14 protein-coding genes are annotated in these 16,634 nt (G+C 46.6%); 6 read left to right on the top strand and 8 right to left on the bottom strand.

Annotated elements, in window-relative coordinates; translation table 11 throughout:
• Positions 1 to 179: 179 nt before the first annotated feature.
• Positions 180 to 611, bottom strand: a complete 432-nt coding sequence (locus QUA43_RS14410) for a VOC family protein (RefSeq protein WP_333374778.1) — start codon at positions 609 to 611, stop codon at positions 180 to 182.
• 11 nt (positions 612 to 622) lie between these two features.
• Between QUA43_RS14410 and QUA43_RS14405 the strand changes: the two genes are divergently transcribed.
• The gene (locus tag QUA43_RS14405) at positions 623 to 1,456 is read left to right on the top strand and encodes a TIGR00297 family protein (protein WP_333374776.1); all 834 of its coding nucleotides are present in this window, start codon (positions 623 to 625) and stop codon (positions 1,454 to 1,456) included.
• Positions 1,457 to 1,763: 307 nt separating this feature from the next.
• Here QUA43_RS14405 and hetR read toward each other — a convergent pair whose 3' ends face one another.
• The 3 genes from hetR to QUA43_RS14390 form a co-directional block, all read right to left on the bottom strand.
• On the bottom strand, positions 1,764 to 2,669 hold the full coding sequence (gene hetR / locus QUA43_RS14400; RefSeq protein ID WP_333374784.1) for a heterocyst differentiation master regulator HetR: 906 nt from the start codon (positions 2,667 to 2,669) through the stop codon (positions 1,764 to 1,766).
• Between the two features lie 723 nt (positions 2,670 to 3,392).
• Positions 3,393 to 3,620 (bottom strand): heterocyst-inhibiting protein PatX, encoded by a 228-nt coding sequence (gene patX / locus QUA43_RS14395; RefSeq protein WP_333374775.1) that lies wholly within the window; start codon positions 3,618 to 3,620, stop codon positions 3,393 to 3,395.
• A 96-nt stretch (positions 3,621 to 3,716) separates the two neighbouring features.
• The gene (locus tag QUA43_RS14390) at positions 3,717 to 5,519 is read right to left on the bottom strand and encodes an FAD-dependent oxidoreductase (protein ID WP_333374773.1); all 1,803 of its coding nucleotides are present in this window, start codon (positions 5,517 to 5,519) and stop codon (positions 3,717 to 3,719) included.
• 351 nt (positions 5,520 to 5,870) lie between these two features.
• On the opposite strand from QUA43_RS14390, the gene cysC reads away from it, so the two are divergent.
• The 3 genes from cysC to QUA43_RS14375 all read left to right on the top strand — a co-directional run bounded on the left by cysC (position 5,871) and on the right by QUA43_RS14375 (position 10,482).
• On the top strand, positions 5,871 to 6,395 hold the full coding sequence (gene cysC, locus QUA43_RS14385) for an adenylyl-sulfate kinase (protein WP_333374772.1): 525 nt from the start codon (positions 5,871 to 5,873) through the stop codon (positions 6,393 to 6,395).
• A gap of 37 nt (positions 6,396 to 6,432) precedes the next feature.
• Entirely contained in the window at positions 6,433 to 8,022 is a 1,590-nt protein-coding gene (locus QUA43_RS14380; protein WP_333374771.1) for an SLBB domain-containing protein, read from the top strand.
• A 135-nt stretch (positions 8,023 to 8,157) separates the two neighbouring features.
• On the top strand, positions 8,158 to 10,482 hold the full coding sequence (locus QUA43_RS14375; RefSeq protein WP_333374769.1) for a polysaccharide biosynthesis tyrosine autokinase: 2,325 nt from the start codon (positions 8,158 to 8,160) through the stop codon (positions 10,480 to 10,482).
• 161 nt (positions 10,483 to 10,643) lie between these two features.
• On the opposite strand, the gene QUA43_RS14370 is transcribed toward QUA43_RS14375, so the two are convergent.
• Together QUA43_RS14370 and QUA43_RS14365 are read right to left on the bottom strand one after the other, a co-directional pair.
• Positions 10,644 to 10,805 (bottom strand): hypothetical protein, encoded by a 162-nt coding sequence (locus QUA43_RS14370; RefSeq protein WP_333374768.1) that lies wholly within the window; start codon positions 10,803 to 10,805, stop codon positions 10,644 to 10,646.
• Positions 10,806 to 10,893: 88 nt separating this feature from the next.
• A complete protein-coding gene (locus QUA43_RS14365; RefSeq protein ID WP_333374766.1) occupies positions 10,894 to 11,457 on the bottom strand; it encodes a hypothetical protein in 564 nt (187 codons plus the stop codon).
• 671 nt (positions 11,458 to 12,128) lie between these two features.
• Between QUA43_RS14365 and QUA43_RS14360 the strand changes: the two genes are divergently transcribed.
• The gene (locus QUA43_RS14360) at positions 12,129 to 13,496 is read left to right on the top strand and encodes an NAD-dependent succinate-semialdehyde dehydrogenase (protein WP_333374765.1); all 1,368 of its coding nucleotides are present in this window, start codon (positions 12,129 to 12,131) and stop codon (positions 13,494 to 13,496) included.
• 147 nt (positions 13,497 to 13,643) lie between these two features.
• The gene (locus QUA43_RS14355) at positions 13,644 to 15,281 is read left to right on the top strand and encodes an acetolactate synthase large subunit (RefSeq protein WP_333374763.1); all 1,638 of its coding nucleotides are present in this window, start codon (positions 13,644 to 13,646) and stop codon (positions 15,279 to 15,281) included.
• A gap of 167 nt (positions 15,282 to 15,448) precedes the next feature.
• Here the strand turns inward: QUA43_RS14355 and QUA43_RS14350 are convergent, their stop codons facing one another.
• Together QUA43_RS14350 and QUA43_RS14345 are read right to left on the bottom strand one after the other, a co-directional pair.
• Complete coding sequence (locus QUA43_RS14350) at positions 15,449 to 15,634, bottom strand: hypothetical protein (RefSeq protein WP_333374762.1); 186 nt, start codon at positions 15,632 to 15,634, stop codon at positions 15,449 to 15,451.
• 97 nt (positions 15,635 to 15,731) lie between these two features.
• Positions 15,732 to 16,607 carry a DMT family transporter gene (locus tag QUA43_RS14345; RefSeq protein WP_333374760.1) on the bottom strand — a complete coding sequence of 292 codons (876 nt, stop codon included), beginning with the start codon at positions 16,605 to 16,607 and terminating at the stop codon, positions 15,732 to 15,734.
• Positions 16,608 to 16,634 lie beyond the last annotated feature (27 nt).

Genomic DNA, 16,634 nt, shown 5'->3' with positions numbered 1-16,634 from the left:
TTTTACCCCACCCCAACCCTCCCCTTATCAAGGGGAGGGAGTAAGAAATTCACAAATGATTTAGGATTGCTATATAATGTCAAATTTTGTAGGGGCAGGTTTCACCTACAGTAATTGCCTAAAACCAACAATTTCCTAAACCCGCCCCCACAGGCGGCAAATCGCTACCGGACTAGATATCAAACTGCATCGCCAACTTCAGCGTATTCGCTGCGACCAAAAATTGCTTCAGCTTCACAATAATACTTGAACTCAAGTATATTGTGGAAAGGGTCTTCTAAGAAGAAAGTACGGTGTTCTGTAGGCAAACCGACAAATCGCCGTCTCGGTTCTTGATAGAAATTTAAGTTGTTTTGCTGGGCTTTTTCTAGCAACGCTTCCCAGTCAGCTTCGGAAGTAAAAATTAATCCAAAATGCCGGGGATAGATGCCTCGCTGAGGCGTCAAAGGTTCGTGGCTGACGTGGGCGACAATTTGATGGCCACACAAACCCATAATCGCAGAATTCGGGGATTCGCGACCTAGTTCGCAGCCCAGCCCGTCTACATAGAACGCTTTGGTTTGGGCGATATCGGTCACGGGGAAGGCAAGATGAAATAAGACTTGGTTCATGGAGATAGTAAATGCAGAATTCAGAATTGTTCTTTAATTATTTATCTTGGTCTAATCCTTGGTTGGTGGCGATCGCCCTAAATACAGTTTTACTCGCGATCGCCACCATTGCTCCTAAAAAATTGCTCACTCCCGCTGGCCAATTTCACGGCTGGGTATTGGGCGTCCTCATCTGGGGCTGTTTGGGATGGCAAGGCTATGCTGTGGTGATGTTTTACTTTCTTGTCGGATCGGGAGTTACCCGCATCGGCAAAGCCCAAAAAGAAGCAGAAGGCATAGCAGAAAAGCGTTCAGGCGCCAGAGGCCCAGAAAATGTCTGGGGTTCTGCTTTAACCGCTACTCTTTGCGCTTTGGGAGTTTTGGCATTATCTATTTTAGGAGAGACTGGCAATATTTTAGGAGAGACTGGCAAGATGCCTGTCCTACAAGATGCTATTTCCCTGTTATTGCTGGGTTACGCGGCGAGTTTTTGCACCAAACTTTCGGATACCTGCGCCAGCGAAATCGGCAAAGCTTACGGAAAGCGGACTTTTTTGATTACCAGCTTGCAGCCTGTACCTAGGGGTACGGAAGGGGCCGTAAGTTTGGAAGGAACGATCGCGGGTATTGTCGGCTCAATTTTGATTGCGCTTTTAAGTTGGGCCGTCGGTTTAATTGACTTGACAGGAATTGTTTTTTGTGTTATTGCAGCGTTTATTGCCACGAACATCGAGAGCGTCATTGGCGCGACCGTGCAATCAAAGTTTGAGTGGCTGACGAACGAGGTGGTAAATTTTTTTAATACACTCATAGGAGCGATCGCAGCGATTATTTTAGCGGCGACCTGGAGAGCTTTTTTAGCTTAGTTAATCCTGGACGCATTCGCGACCCAATAAACCTGGTTTTTTACGCATAATTCAAACGATTAATATTATGTCCGGTCGATTACCCTAATACGTTAGGGGCTCCCCGCACGAAAAATATCTGTCAATAATTGACAATCTCAAAAACCCGCCCTTTTAATCGCGGTCACTCGATCGGACATGATATAACAAAGTATTTTTGGAAAAAACCCGGTTGCGCCGTCCAGGGCTATTAGCTATTAATCATTAGTGATTAGTTTCAAGCAATCAACTCATGACTAATGATTAATAACTAATCAAACTAATCAAACTAAGCGTCGTCTTGCGGCCCAAACACCATTTGTACAATCATCGTCGGCTCGCCCCGCTTGTGATAGCGATCGGCCCAATTGCGAATAATTTCATCTAATTCCTCCAGGGCTTGGTCGAGCCGTTCCGGCGGAATATCCAAAGTCTCCATAATTCGCATCACCTTCGGTTGTTTTTCCGCCCAATCCTTCATCAGTCGGAAATATCTAGCCGTATCCTCAACCATAGTAAATGTCCGCTCTTCCTGCTCTGCCGGAGAGTAAGTAGCGCGGGTGAGGGCATAAAACGGCATTCCCCAAGGAGAATCAATGCGAGTGACAGTCCCAGAATAGATCAAGCGCCGCTTAATGTGTTCTGCTAGAGCTTCGCTCAAAGGCATTCGCCTTTCTGGAGACATATCTTCTTGCGATCGCCTGTGCAGAAACTCGATCAACTCCATAAACTGAAAAGAATTGATCAGTTGAGCATCAGGCGGATTTGGAGGAATCTTGCCTTCGAGATATTTTTTTTCATCTACAGTCAAATTGTTTCCCGGAATGCGAGGGCGTCCCGGCATCCAACCATACTGTTCCAACCAGACATAAGGAAACTGAATCAAATACCTAGGTTCTTGCGAACCCAACATTTTCAGCAATTTTCCCTGAGTCAGAGCTTCCCGGACTTCTTCAACAATCACCTTCACCCGTTTAGGCTCAATGTGATGCAAGTGTCCGGTCATCCGCAGGTTGTTGTCCTGCTCCATATAAGTCATATAAATGGCACACTTAGCCGCCGTTGCGGCCGCGTCTAGAAACGCCCCGTGCCTGTGCCCACTGGTTCTCATGGCGCTAAACGCCAGATATAGCATGATCTGATCCATTGCACTAGGGCTGAGGCTTTTGACCAGATCCAAAGAGTCATTTTTCATCACTATCCCCGAAATAGCCAAATTAGGAGGCATTTTGTCATCCTCCATTAAATTATTGCGAGAGCGCCGAATCAAGCATAGCCGACTGTCGCCGGAAAGCTTGCCAGCTACCCTAATATTCAGGTTAGTTAATTTCCCTGAGGTAACAGGGGCATGGGCTTAAAGGCGATCCACACCGCATAAGTGGTTCTTATTGGTGGCCAATTTAAGTAGATTGCTGCACCCTCTGCGCTGACAGTTTACCTATATATAAGTTAGTTATCGCAAGTTAATTATAGTGCAGCGGTTGAAAATTAAACCCTACCTGTGGGGGGGAGAAGGTAAATAACTGTTGCGTTCCCAGGAATTTGAGGCGACTCCGAGCCCCTAATTCTTGAAGAGTCATGGATGCCGAAACCCGGTTTGATCAGCTATAATAAGGCGTGGATAGCGAAGGATATCGATTGAAAAACCCAGATGATCAGAGGCTTGTGGGTAATTCCTGTTTAATAGAAGCGTTTTCAATATAAAACCGCCATATCCTAGAATCTATCTCTAGGTAGATGGCGGTTCAAGGTTTATATGCTACCATTTTTTACACAAAAAAGAATCTCCTCAGAACTGTCCACAAAAAGTGCAGTTGTTGCTTAACCTGAAAAACTAGAATCCCAGAAAATCCGATCGAGTGATCAAATGAACGGCCCGAAGCAACTCAGTTGTGGTCATCGCTTGTGTCCAGTGGCATTAGAAATCTTGTAGCGCATGAGTGTAAACATTAGGCTCGCTAAACTGCCTGCGTCCACTGCCCCTTTCAGGACCACGCTCGCCCTTTTGTTGGGTTTGGGCTGACAACATATATTGGGCGGTGGCAGTTTCGAGCATGGGGAATGCAGATTCAAAAGCTTGAGCGGCGCTGGCACTCAAGGTAATGCCCAACAGGCTCAGTAAAGCAATTGCAGTGTAGATTTGCATGGGTAGTATCCGTGTCAGTGTCTATTACGTGATACGGACTTGCCCTGATCTATCAGGATAGATATCTGTGCAATTTTCGGATCTGTGCAAAAAACCTTACCTCTTCAATTCTACGGATTCCGACAGCAGCCAAGCACCTGCCGAATTCAGCCTGCCCCATACTGTCAGAGGCTTTTCGGTTTCGCAATTCTGTAAAAATCTGTCGGTTTCCGAGTCCAAAGTCACGAGTTGCCAAGTTTGACCGGCTAAGGATGCAGGGCTTGTCAGCGTTAGTGTCCAGTCTTGTTCGCCGAGGCGACGGAAAATGCCAGAAAATTGGCTGTGGGTATTTGCTGTTTGACTGCTTTGTGTCTCTACTGACTGCTGACATTCGCCGCTGGCGGGATATGCTTCAGGTCGATCGAGATAATAGCGTTGCCAATCCAGCCAGTCCGATCGCTCCCGTGTCAAATTAAATAAAGGAACAACCGCCGCCCTAGCCGAAGCATCTTGCAGCAAAGCCTCCTGCAACACCCTGACAGACAAATCGCGCGGCTGACATCCAGCTTCCGCGCACAAAGCCGCCGCCATCCCGGCAGCCTGTCCAATATTCATTACCGTCGGTTGCAAGCGAGTTGCACCGTTGGCGATGTGAGAGACGGAAATATTTTTTTCGCAGACTAGCAAACCGTCTGTACTCGCAGGAATTAGCGCGCTGTAAGGAATGGTAAACGGAGTTCCCGTCCAGCGGCCGCCCCAGCGGATCGATTTGGGCTGCAGAGGAATGTCGCCACTGGTGTAGTGGTGGTCATTGGCATAGTTGCCGATCGCAATTGTTTCACAAATGCCCTCAGAATTTATCGGCAACTTCGCGACTCTTCCACCGACAATAGGCAAAATATCTTGTTCTGTGACTGTACTTATCCCTCGCAAGCGCCGACTTTCTCGGTAGTAAGGATGTAAGGCAAAGGAAGAAAGAAGGGAAGAATTTTGTTGATTGTCGATCGTTGAAATGGGGAAAATATTCTGTGCGAGGCCGTAGCGGCGGCCGAGTTGCGTTTGAATGAAGCGGGCGAAACTTTGAGTGTGCCACAGACTTTCTTGCAGGAATTCTTGTCGAGAGGCTTCAGATGCAATTAGTCGATCGACTCCTTCACCATAATCATTACCTCGAATCGGCCAATTAATCATCAACAATTCCCCCGGAAGCCTGCCGTAATTGAGAAATTGTTCTGGAGTGTAACCGTCCCAAGCACCAGTAAATCGATCGGGATTGTCAATAGGCGGCGCGGGAATTTCTGGCGCAACCGCACCTTCGCCAAAATCCTGCATGATTGCCACCCAAGTCGGAGCTTGCACCGAATACCGCTCTGTGAGAGCATTAGAGGCAGCCGGCGCGCTGGGTTCTCCCCACTCGGCTTGGAATTCCCAACCCCAGCGGTGTCCAACATCCGCTAAAGCCAGCAAATCTCCCAATTCCGTTGCATCTAAAGTGATTTTGGCGGAAACCGTAAAATCTGCAAACCGGACGCCAGAAATGCGATCTCCTTCATAAAGCACATCTTGAGCAGTTTGTCCAGAAATCCAGTGCAAGTTCGGCAAACATTTAACCCAATCAGCGAAAATTTCAGCACCGGTGCGGGGATCGTAAGTAAAAAAACTTACCCAGCCCCAATCCAAACCTCCCGGCTGTCGCTGCTGGAGTTCCCGCAAAAATGCGCCCCACAAACCGGTTTGAAAAGCTGCTAATTCATTGCCATCGGGGGCAGCAACGCCTGCGGCAGTCAGCATTCCTCCCAGCCAGGGGAATTCGCTTACTAAAATTGTTTTGGCACCTCGGCGGGCTGCTTGCACGGCTGCTGCAGTGCCGCCGGTGCCGCCACCGACTACCAAAACATCTGCTTTTAAGGTTGGGGACATGGGGAATAGGATTTTAGATTTTAGATTTTAGATTTTAGATTGCAAGAGGCTCATTTATCATGTAAGGTGCGACCACAAGCATCCAGAGGATAGATGTTCGGCGTTGGCGATCGCGCATTGAATTTTACTGTGTCAAGACTTGACAAATAATAAATCGGGAATTATGTATGCAGCGAGCGCACAATTTTGTTACTAAATGACTGCAGGAGCGATCGCAAATTTTGATTTCTCACTTTTGGCGCGCAAATATTGGCAAGATGACACCGCGAATAACGATAATAGAAAAAAGGGAACAGCATCTATAAAGTTTTACGTCTTAATAATTTCCTAGTTACTAATTAACGGCTGAAAATGGAAAAAGGTTTTATTTTGTGGTTCACCGGGCTGAGCGGTTCCGGCAAGACAACTATCACCAAAGCTCTCGAACCCGAATTGAAGACAAGAGGTTGCAAAGTTGAAATATTGGATGGAGATGTCGTTCGCACCAACTTGTCAAAAGGTTTGGGATTTAGCCAAGAAGACCGAGATACTAATATTCGGCGGATTGGATTTGTAGCTCACCTGCTGAGCCGCAATGGAGTAGCGGCAATGACAGCAGCTATTAGCCCCTACAGAGCAATTCGCGACGAAATTAGAGCAATGGAGCCCAATTTTGTTGAAGTATATGTCACAGCGCCGTTAGAAGTGTGCGAAGGTCGCGATGTCAAGGGGCTATACGCTAAGGCCAGAGCAGGAGAAATTAAGGGTTTTACGGGAATTGACGATCCTTATGAAGAACCGCTTAATCCTGAGATTATTTGTTACACAGAGCGAGAAAGTGTGGAAGAGAGTGTTAAAAAAGTTCTGAGCAAGTTAGAAGAGTTGGGTTACATTTGATGGTGGCGGGGTAGGAAGCGGATAGGGGCAAAAGGCGATGGCGAGCAAAAACTATTCAAAATTCAATACTGTCAAAGGTTTCACGGTCAAATTTTTAACAGTGTCAGTGCTCGCGGCGGTGGGTTCATCTCCTGCAGCGGCCCAGTTTATGCCTCCTCCTCCTCCTCCTGCTGATGCGGGTTCTCCTGTTCCTGTACAAGTACCCGCAGCGCCCGGATTTCCAGGATTTCCGGCAAGTGAACCTTCAAGTGTACGATCGGAAGTTTACACTTTAGGCGCGGGCGATCGTATTCAAATGGACATCTTCAACGTCCCGGAATACAGCGGCCCCAACGGTCAACACCAAGTACAGGCAGACGGTTCCCTGAATTTGCCGTTGATTGGCAGCGTTGCGGTGTACGGGATGACCCTAGAACAAGCTTCTAATGTTGTTAAAGACAAATACGGCAAATACCTCAAACGTCCTTGGATTACCCTGAAACTGCTAGCGGCACGTCCGTTGCAAATTGCGATCGCGGGCGAAATCAACCGCCCCGGAGCCTATACAATATCCTCAGCAGCAGGCCCCGGAGGCACAGCAGAGCAAATGGGAACTCAAATGCCAACGATATCGCGGGCTCTGCGAATGGCCGGCGGAATTACCCAGTCAGCAGACGTGCGGCAAATCAAAATCCGCCGCCCCCAGCGCAACGCACCGGAACAAATTATTAGTGTGGATTTGTGGGAATTATTGCAAAACGGCGATTTGCGGGCCGATATGACTTTGCGCGACGGCGATACTATATTTATTCCCACTGTAACTAGCCTCAACCGCCAAGAAGCACCGACTTTAGCAGTAGCTAACATTACCGGACAAAGCACTCAACCAATTAATATTGCTGTGGTGGGCGAAGTAACTCGCCCCGGTACTTATACTTTGGCAAAAGAGGCTCAAAGTAGGGTACAAGAGAATGAAATGGGTGAAAATTCTGGTTTGTTTGCTGCCAGCGAAACCAACGGCGGGGAAACTGTTTTGCAGCAAACTGTAACGAGGGCAATTAAAATGGCGGGCGGCATTACGCCGGTAGCTGATATCAGACAAATACAAGTTCGCCGCCTGACACGGGCGGGTACAGAACAAATTATTAATGTGAATTTGTGGCAACTTTTGGAAGGGGGAGATGTATCCCAAGATTTAGCACTGCAACAGGGAGATACGGTAATCGTTCCCAAAGCCGAAAACCTTGATGAAACCCAAGACGAACAAGTTGCTAATTCTAATTTTTCACCGGATACGATTAGGGTGAACATTGTGGGAGAAGTCGTGAAACCCGGAGCGATTGCGGTGCTGCCCAACACTACTTTAAATCAAGCGCTGGTAGCAGCGGGAGGTTTTAATAAAGCGCGGGCAGAAATGGATTCGGTGAATTTAATTCGCCTCAATCCTAACGGCACCGTTTCGCAGCTAAATGTTAAGGTTGATTTTTCCGCAACTGCCAATGAAGAAACTAATCCCAAACTGCAAAATAATGATGTAATTATGGTAAGGCGATCGGGTCGCGCTACGTTCTCTGATAATGTAGGCGGGACTCTCGCTCCTCTCAGCCCGCTGTTAGGAATATTTCGGTTGTTCGATATTTTTCGGTGATTTGAATAGACTGGCATTAAGACCTCAGAAACCCGCTTTATAAAAAAAATGCGGTTTGGTAATCTAGGAATCAACCGATTTCCTGAAACTCCGCCACCAATACAGACGTTTAAACTAATAAGTTGTAGAAATCAAATGAAACCAGGGAAACAATCTCCAGTAGCACTTTTTAATCATAAAAAAACCGCTGATCTGCAAAAAATGTCTTCAGGGCTTTATGAAGAAGATCAATTTTTAGGCAGAAACAAAACCGAGGCAGAAGAGTTAAGTTTTTGGGAAGTTTGCCGCAGTCGCTCCATCTTAGTCATCGGCGTAGCAGCCGCAGTGACTACCGGAGTTTTCGCCTGGACACTAAATCAAAAAAGCGAGTACGAAGGGCGCTTTCAATTATTAGTAGAACCAGCAGTTACGCAAAATACTTTAGCAAAAATATACTCCGGTGAGCTGAAATTGCAACCAGCGGGTCCTGCGACGACAGAAAATGCCGGTTTTGACTACGAATCCCAAATTCAAGTTTTGCAAAGCCCGCAAGTAATGTCGCCGATTATTAAACAGTTGCAGGCTAAGTATCCCGAAATAAATTACAACTACCTCTTCAACCAAAAAGCAGAGAATTTGCCATTTTCTCAGGAAACTAGGTTGTCAATTAATCGCTTCAAAAATACCAAGATTATCGAAGTTAGATATCGGGATTATGATCCGAAAAAAATTCAGTTTGTTTTGGAAAAAGTTGCGCTAGGCTACCGCAACTACAGCGTGCAAGATACCACAACTCAAATTAGTCAGACTCTGGATTTTGTGAAATCGAAAATTCCCAATCAGCAAAAACGCCAACAAGCTCTGCAAACAGAAATTCAAAAATTGCGGCAGCAGTACAATTTCATTGACCCGCAAATTCAAACGCAACAACTCGCGCAGCAAATCAGTGAACTTCAAACGCAAAGATTGGAAGCGCAAGCGCAGCTCAATCAGCAGAGATTGCTCTATTCCAATCTGCAAAATCAGCTCGGACTGAACCAGCAGCAAGCGCTGATGGCATCGGCTCTGAGTCAAGCTCCCCGCTATCAAGGGATGCTGACTCAATTGCAACAATTAGAAGGGCAAATTGCGATTAACTCGGCTACGTTTACAGACGAAACTCCGCAAATGCAATTGTTGCGAGAACAGCGCAAGAACCTGATTCCTTTGTTGAAGAAAGAAGCCCAACAGGTTCTGGGAACTGATTTAGGTAAGGTAAATTCACAAGTGCTGGCTTTTCAAGATCCGGTGCGGATTAAGTTAATCGAGCAGTTTATCGGTACTGCTAATTTAATTCAGGTGCTGGGCGTGCGGAATCAAGTTTTGGAACAAGCTGCTAAGCAGTTGAATCAATACTCTCAAAAATTCCCGGTGATTTTGCGGCGCTATTCCGATTTGCAGCGCGAGTTGGATTTAACTAACAATACGCTGAATGGTTTGCTGGCAAAACAGCAAGCTTTGCAGCTTGAAGCTGTGGGCAAAAAAGAGGTGGCTTGGGAAGTTATTGCTAAGCCGGAAATTCCACGTTACAAAAATGGCGAGTTGAGGGCTGTTGCTCCGATTATGCCTTTGAATTTGGCTTTCGGGGGATTGGCTGGTTTGCTGTTCGGTATGCTGGCGGCGCAGTTGGCGGAACGGTTTAAAAATAAAACGGTGTTCCAAACTCCAGAGGATGTCAAACAGTCGATTCGCCTGCCTTTGTTGGGGGTAATTCCTGCTAGCGATAAAATTTTGAGACTTCCTCCTGCTGAGACAAGCCCGGTGGATGTGGCAATTTCGCCGATGCCGACGGATGCTTTTCAAGAAGCTTTTCGATCGCTCAATGCGAATATTCGCTTACTAAACGTTGATACTCCGATTAATTCTTGCGTAATTACTTCTTGTCAAGTAGGTGACGGCAAGTCTACGGTAGCAGTAAATCTGGCGCGGGCGGCGGCTGCAATGGGCCAGCAAGTGCTGTTGGTGGATGGGGATTTGCGGCGCCCGCAGGTACACGAAATGCTGGGTTTACCGAATTGGCAAGGCTTGCACAATGTGATTGCTGAGGATGTGGATGTGCAACAGGTGATTTTGCGATCGCCCCGTGATGAAAATTTGTTTGTGTTAACTTCCGGCCCGGTTCCTCTCGATCCCACAAAGGTGCTTTCTTCCCGAAAAATGACTCATTTAATGGCAGCTTTGTCAAGTCATTTTGATTTAGTAATTTACGATACTCCACCGCTTTTGGGTTTGGCGGATGCGAATTTGTTGGCGGCTCACACTAACGGATTGATGCTGGTAGTAGGGCTGCATCAAACTGAGCGGGAGGCGCTGTTGTTGGCTTTTGAAGATTTGAAAATGGCGGGTATTCCGCTGTTGGGAATGGTGGCGAATAACGATAAAGGCAGCAGGTATTACTATCAGTCTTACGTGCAGGATTACGTCCAGGAACAGTCTGTTTGAGGTAGGGGAATAGCCTTAGATTCGGGTAGTTGATCTTCGGGTTGGCTACCCGAATCTTTGGTAATTATATCCAATCCCTCTCTTTTCTTCCTCTGCGTTCTCTGCGTCTCTGCGGTTTTAATCAGTCAAATACAAAAGTAAACGGTATTAAATGGAAGAGTTTACGATCGAGCAGAAATATTTAAAATTATTATGATATAATTAGGAGCATTAGCCTTAAAAGTAGCACCAGCGATCGGCCCGGAAATAGCTAAAATAGCATTGAAATAAAATGAGTCTCTCCGCTCGGAACTGCAGGCGATTCCCAGAGGAGAGTAGTACATTGATTCGCCTGAAGTAGCGATCGCTTACATCCGCAAGAGACGCACCTCAATACGGCTCGCTTCAGGAAAGACAGGGGTACAAATTGATTTAAGGCACGTTACCGCAATGACTCCACTGACAAAACTTGAATGAATTGACAAACCGATTCGCATTCTCCTCGCTAGATTCAGCCCGAAGTATATAAAGTACGTTTGTTTTAGCGTACAACCTGAGAACGAACACTCCTTTTGGTGAAGCCTCCCGGAATTCTCGTCCGGGGTACTCGTCCAGCGGCATATTTTGTCCCCGATCTAATAAGTAAGTTTTGTTCAATGACTGTAGAATGTTGGACACCTCTCGATCGAAATTATTCTCGGGAATGCTACCGACGCCGTAATCTATATAAGTAACTCGAAAAAGAGAATTGCTATCTTTCCACTCGAATCTGCGCTGTCTGACTCTAGGCTGTCCCGGTGCCGAGTCTTGGGGTGTCCCCGGCATCTCGAATTGAAAATACTCTCCAGGTTTAACTGAAACCCAACTCGACTGAGCTAACAGCTTTGTTTCTACACTCTGTTCGTTGCTTTGTTCGTTGATGCTGGTGGCCTTGCTGGGTAGCGCTAACCCAAGGGAGGCGACTAAAGCAGCTAGAACTAAAATTCGACTTTTCATATTTATTCTCAATTTTGCTGTTCTTCCCAAGCAGCAACCTCTCGCTACCAAGATCCCCGATCTGGAATACGATGGTCAAGACCTTGGTGAGGTGCGGCCGGATTTCTCAAAGCTTCTGCCAGTATCTCACAAATTAGCTCAGACCGCTTAGCAAACAATCCCATCCAAGGGTCTGTTGCCACTTTTGCTGCTGCTAGTAGTTTGATGACTTCTGCAACCAGTTCTGGTAATTTAAATTGGCGCTCAACCGCCCTCCGCGTCCTTCTAAGACAGTAATCGATCGTATGTCGCCTGCAAAATATTCGATCGCGCTCTTTGCGATCGCTCCCTTATTGTGTAGCCGAACAGAACAATATTTTCGGAGGGCTTGCAGACTCGATGTGCTTGATGCGTGTCAGGTGATGCCGATTGCAGCAGCAAGCTCCGATCGCCCTTCTGCCAAGGTTTTTCTCGCCAAACATCAGTTTAAGAGTGGAATTTTCTTAAGATTTGCGCTCGATAATCTGCACTATAATTAAAATCTAGCAATTTAAAAAAATCGCGGCACTTGCAAATTGACAAGACCTGAAAACGTGGCTGTAAATCCCATTTTTGTAATACCTTGATACAACTCCCCGCCTAGCTTGAAAACTAGAAGGGAGTTTTGTGTTTTTCACACAGGAGATGAAACAATGGCTATTGCTACTATCAACCCGGCAACGGGAGAAACGCTGAAAACTTTCGAGCCGATCGCGGATGAGGTAATAGAAGCTAAGCTGGAATTAGCACAGCAAGCTTTTAACAAATACCGCTACCTGCCTTTTGAGCAGCGAGCCCTGTGGATGCAGAAAGTGGCAGACATCTTGGAGCGCGATCGCGAAATTTACGCTGAAATGATGACCCTGGAAATGGGTAAAACGCTCAAATCTGCGATCGGCGAAGTGGAAAAATGCGCCTTAGTTTGTCGGTATTACGCCAAAAATGCCGCTCAATTTATGGCCGACGTACCGGCAACCACTGACGCTAGCAGCAGCTTTGTCCGCTACCAACCGCTGGGCGCTATTTTAGCCGTTATGCCCTGGAATTTCCCATTTTGGCAAGTTTTTCGGTTTGCGGCGCCAGCACTGATGGCGGGCAATGTCGGCTTGCTCAAACACGCTTCCAACGTGCCTCAGTGCGCTTTGAAAATCGAAGAAATTTTTACGCTTGCTGGCTTTCCCGAAGGAGTTTTTCAAACTTTGTTAGTGGGTTCGGACAAGGTAGCCGATATCGTTGCGGACGATCGTATAAAAGCAGCAACTCTCACCGGTAGCGAACCAGCGGGTGAAAGTTTGGCAGCAAATGCGGGCAAAAATTTGAAAAAAGTAGTGCTGGAATTGGGAGGAAGCGACCCATATATTGTGATGTCCAGCGCCGATTTAGCAGCAGCTTTATCAACTGCTGTGACATCCCGGATGCTTAATAACGGTCAATCTTGCATCGCCGCCAAACGCTTTATTGTAGCAGAAGAGATTGCCGACGAATTCATCACAGGATTTGTCGAAAAATTCGAGCAATTAAAAGTAGGCGATCCGATGTTGCCAGAAACCGATATCGGGCCTTTAGCTACTCCCGCAATCCTCAAAGACTTGGACAATCAAGTGCAAACTTGCGTCCAATCGGGAGCAAAACTTCTGACAGGTGGCCGCCCATTGTCAGAAAAGACCGGCAATTTCTACTTGCCAACTATTCTGGCAGATATTCCGCCGAATGCCTCTGCCCGTCAAGAAGAATTTTTCGGGCCCGTAGCTTTAGTATTCCGAGTTGCAGGCATCGATGAGGCGATCGCCCTCGCAAATAGCACATCTTTTGGCTTGGGTGCGTCAGCTTGGACTACAGTAAACTCAGAGAGCGATCGATTTATTTCCGAACTAGAGGCCGGCGCGGTATTCATCAACGGTTTAGTAAAATCCGACCCCAGATTGCCCTTCGGCGGCATCAAACGCTCCGGTTACGGACGCGAATTGAGCATCCAAGGAATGCACGAATTTGTTAACATAAAAACAGTGTGGGTGAAATAAGCTCCCACTCTACAACCGATCGCACAAATCTACATCAGTCTGCGTTTATCTGCGTTGACCTGCGGTTAAAAATTCCCATCTCGTATTTTTGCGATCGGTTGAAAAAGAAAGACCCACAACCCCCATTAACCGAGGAGAAAAACGGAAATGAACACAGCTCAACTATTGGTACAATGTTTAGAAAATGAAGGTGTCGAATACGTCTTCGGACTTCCAGGAGAAGAAAATTTAGAAGTTCTAGAAGCCCTGAGAAACTCTTCAATTAAATTTATTACTACTCGCCACGAACAAGGCGCCGCTTTCATGGCAGACGTTTACGGTCGTCTCACCGGCAAAGCCGGCGTTTGCTTGTCCACTTTGGGCCCTGGCGCAACTAACTTAATGACAGGAGTTGCTGACGCCAACTTAGACGGCGCTCCTTTAATAGCAATTACCGGACAAGTCGGCACAGACAGAATGCACATAGAATCGCACCAATATTTAGATTTGGTCGCCATGTTTGCGCCAGTTACTAAGTGGAATGCTCAAATTGTTCGCCCCAGCACGACGGCAGAAATTGTCCGCAAAGCCTTTAAAGTAGCTCAAAGTGAAAAGCCGGGAGCTGTTCACATTGACTTACCTGAAAATATCGCAGCAATGCCTGCTGAAGGACAGCCACTCACCAAAGACAACCGGGAAAAAACTTTTGGCGCTTACCAAAGCTTGAATAAAGCCGCTGTGGCAATTTCCAAGGCAAAAAGTCCTCTGCTTTTAGTAGGAAACGGCGCAATCCGTGCTAATGGCAGCGATGCTTTGACACAATTTGCTACTCGATTGAATATTCCTGTAGCTAATACTTTCATGGGTAAAGGTGTTATTCCTTATACTCATCCTTTGGCACTGTGGACGACGGGATTGCAAAAACGGGATTATATTAGCTGTGCTTTTGAAGAAACGGATTTAGTGATTGCTGTTGGCTACGATTTGATTGAATATTCCCCGAAAAAGTGGAATCCCGAAGGAAAAATTCCGATTATTCACATTGGATCTTTGCCAGCAGAAATTGACAGCAGTTATATTCCTCTTATAGAAGTTGTGGGGGATATTTCTGATTCCCTCAATGAAATTTTGCAGCGTGCTGATCGCATGGAGAAAGTAGACCCTTTTGCTAAGCAATTGCGGGCGGATATTCGCGCTGGGTACGAACAATATGCAGCCGACGACGGTTTTCCGATCAAGCCACAAAAACTCATTTACGATTTGCGGCAAGTCCTGGGCCCGGAAGATATTCTTATATCTGATGTGGGAGCTCACAAAATGTGGATCGCGCGGCACTATCATTGCGATCGCCCGAATACCTGTTTGATTTCTAACGGATTTGCGGCGATGGGAATTGCGATTCCGGGTGCGGTGGCTGCAAAACTCGTTTATCCCGATCGCAAAGTAATAGCAGCCACCGGCGACGGCGGTTTTATGATGAATTGCCAAGAGTTAGAAACTGCTTTGCGAGTCGGTACTAATTTTGTGACGCTGATCTTTAATGACGGCGGTTACGGGTTAATTGAATGGAAGCAGCAAGATCATTTTGGTCATTCCGATTTCGTCAAATTTGGCAATCCCGACTTTGTGAAATTTGCGGAAAGTATGGGTTTAAAAGGCTATCGAGTGGAATCTGCAACGGATTTAATTCCGATTCTGAAAGAAGCCCTGGCTCAAGATGTCCCTTGCGTGATTGATTGTCCGGTAGACTATCGGGAAAATGCGCGTTTCAGTCAATTATCTGGGGATATGAGTTGCAATTTGTAAGAGTAGCTAGATCCCCGACTTATTAAAGAAGTCGGGGATCTAATAATGGACATTCTTCGAGATAGAGTTTTGTAGCTTGTTTAAGATTGACGATTGCTTCTTCTATGGTTTCGCCTTCTTGGTCAACTCGGCCGATTTGTGGACATTCGGCAATGTACTTTTGCCAATTATTTTACCCAAGTATTAGAAGCATAAATCACTTCCTCTTCCTTCTGGCGAGCGGTTGCAATTTGCTTCTCAATCTCTCCGTAGAGTTTTGTTTCCACTTGTCGGAGTTGTGATATCAAATCCGGTAGCATCGGAATTAATATTACCCACAGCTTTCGACACGGCGCCGTGCCTAATCGAGTCAACAGTTAACACTCAACCATTCAGTTTTTCGACCCGCCCGTCAACAGTCAACAGTCAACAATCACCTGACGGTGGCACCGGAATTGATATCAAATCTCATCACTTCAAACCCAATAATAAGGCGATTCCGCCGATCGCACCAACTACCCCCAAAACAGCCCGAATGCTCACTTTTTCGCCCGCCAGCACCGCTAAAGGCAGTATAAATAGGGGACTGGTAGAACTGAGTGTTTGAGCGATTGCTGCGGGTGCATATTTCAGTGAAGTCTGTTGCAGGGAAATCCCGAGATAGGTTCCTAAAAAAGCTGCCAGAATTATTGCAGCTAATATTTTTTGGGATTTTAATTGTTTGAAACTGTCAAGGTTTGTTGGCTTCAAAAAGCATAGCATGACTGCCATACCACCGCTCAAACGCAAGGCCGCCGTCCACAGGGGATCAATATCTATTTGAGTGAAGGCGGCGCGGGATAAAATTGCTCCAACGGCGTGGGTTGTTTGTCCTAATAAACTAATGGCTAATCCCTGCCAAAGATGTTTGGATGGTAAGGTTGTTTCGGCTGTTCGTTCTGCAATTACCCACGCTACGCCGCAGATAGTTAAAAGAATGCCAGTACAAGCAATGGCCGATAACTTTTCTTGCAAAAATATTAAGCCCAATAAAGCTGTTAAAGGGGGAGATAGGGTTTCTAAAAGCAGCGTTCGCCTCGCGCCTAAATATTTTAATACGATAAAGAAAGCGGTGTCTCCGATGCCAATTCCTAGGCCGCCGCTGATCAGCAGCATTGCTAAAATATTAGGGTTGATTGCGGGTAAGGGTTTACCTAAAATTAGTACAGTGGCAAGGAGCATGAAAAGGGCGATCGCGCCTTTGAGCAAGTTGAGCACCACTGCGGGGATTTGCTGTCCCACTCGCTGCCAGATGGTGGAAGATAGAGCCCAGACAAATGCAGCGCCTAAAGCGGCGATTTCACCCATAAAATCTGTTAACGGTTGACTGTTGAC

It is taken from the genome of Microcoleus sp. N9_B4 (assembly GCF_036701635.1).
Classification (GTDB): Bacteria; Cyanobacteriota; Cyanobacteriia; order Cyanobacteriales; family Microcoleaceae; genus Microcoleus.
Note: the sequence above shows the minus strand (reverse complement) of the source record. Positions and strands in the feature narration are given on the sequence as shown.

Coding starts and splice junctions, on each gene's coding strand:
- QUA43_RS14360 (WP_333374765.1), top strand. CDS start 12,129: ATGGCTATTGCTACTATCAACCCGGCAACGGGAGAAACGCTGAAAACT.
- QUA43_RS14380 (WP_333374771.1), top strand. CDS start 6,433: ATGGCGAGCAAAAACTATTCAAAATTCAATACTGTCAAAGGTTTCACG.
- cysC (WP_333374772.1), top strand. CDS start 5,871: ATGGAAAAAGGTTTTATTTTGTGGTTCACCGGGCTGAGCGGTTCCGGC.
- QUA43_RS14370 (WP_333374768.1), bottom strand. CDS start 10,805: ATGTACTACTCTCCTCTGGGAATCGCCTGCAGTTCCGAGCGGAGAGAC.
- QUA43_RS14375 (WP_333374769.1), top strand. CDS start 8,158: ATGAAACCAGGGAAACAATCTCCAGTAGCACTTTTTAATCATAAAAAA.
- QUA43_RS14345 (WP_333374760.1), bottom strand. CDS start 16,607: ATGGGTGAAATCGCCGCTTTAGGCGCTGCATTTGTCTGGGCTCTATCT.
- QUA43_RS14355 (WP_333374763.1), top strand. CDS start 13,644: ATGAACACAGCTCAACTATTGGTACAATGTTTAGAAAATGAAGGTGTC.
- QUA43_RS14365 (WP_333374766.1), bottom strand. CDS start 11,457: ATGAAAAGTCGAATTTTAGTTCTAGCTGCTTTAGTCGCCTCCCTTGGG.
- patX (WP_333374775.1), bottom strand. CDS start 3,620: ATGCAAATCTACACTGCAATTGCTTTACTGAGCCTGTTGGGCATTACC.
- QUA43_RS14410 (WP_333374778.1), bottom strand. CDS start 611: ATGAACCAAGTCTTATTTCATCTTGCCTTCCCCGTGACCGATATCGCC.
- QUA43_RS14390 (WP_333374773.1), bottom strand. CDS start 5,519: ATGTCCCCAACCTTAAAAGCAGATGTTTTGGTAGTCGGTGGCGGCACC.
- hetR (WP_333374784.1), bottom strand. CDS start 2,669: ATGAAAAATGACTCTTTGGATCTGGTCAAAAGCCTCAGCCCTAGTGCA.
- QUA43_RS14405 (WP_333374776.1), top strand. CDS start 623: ATGCAGAATTCAGAATTGTTCTTTAATTATTTATCTTGGTCTAATCCT.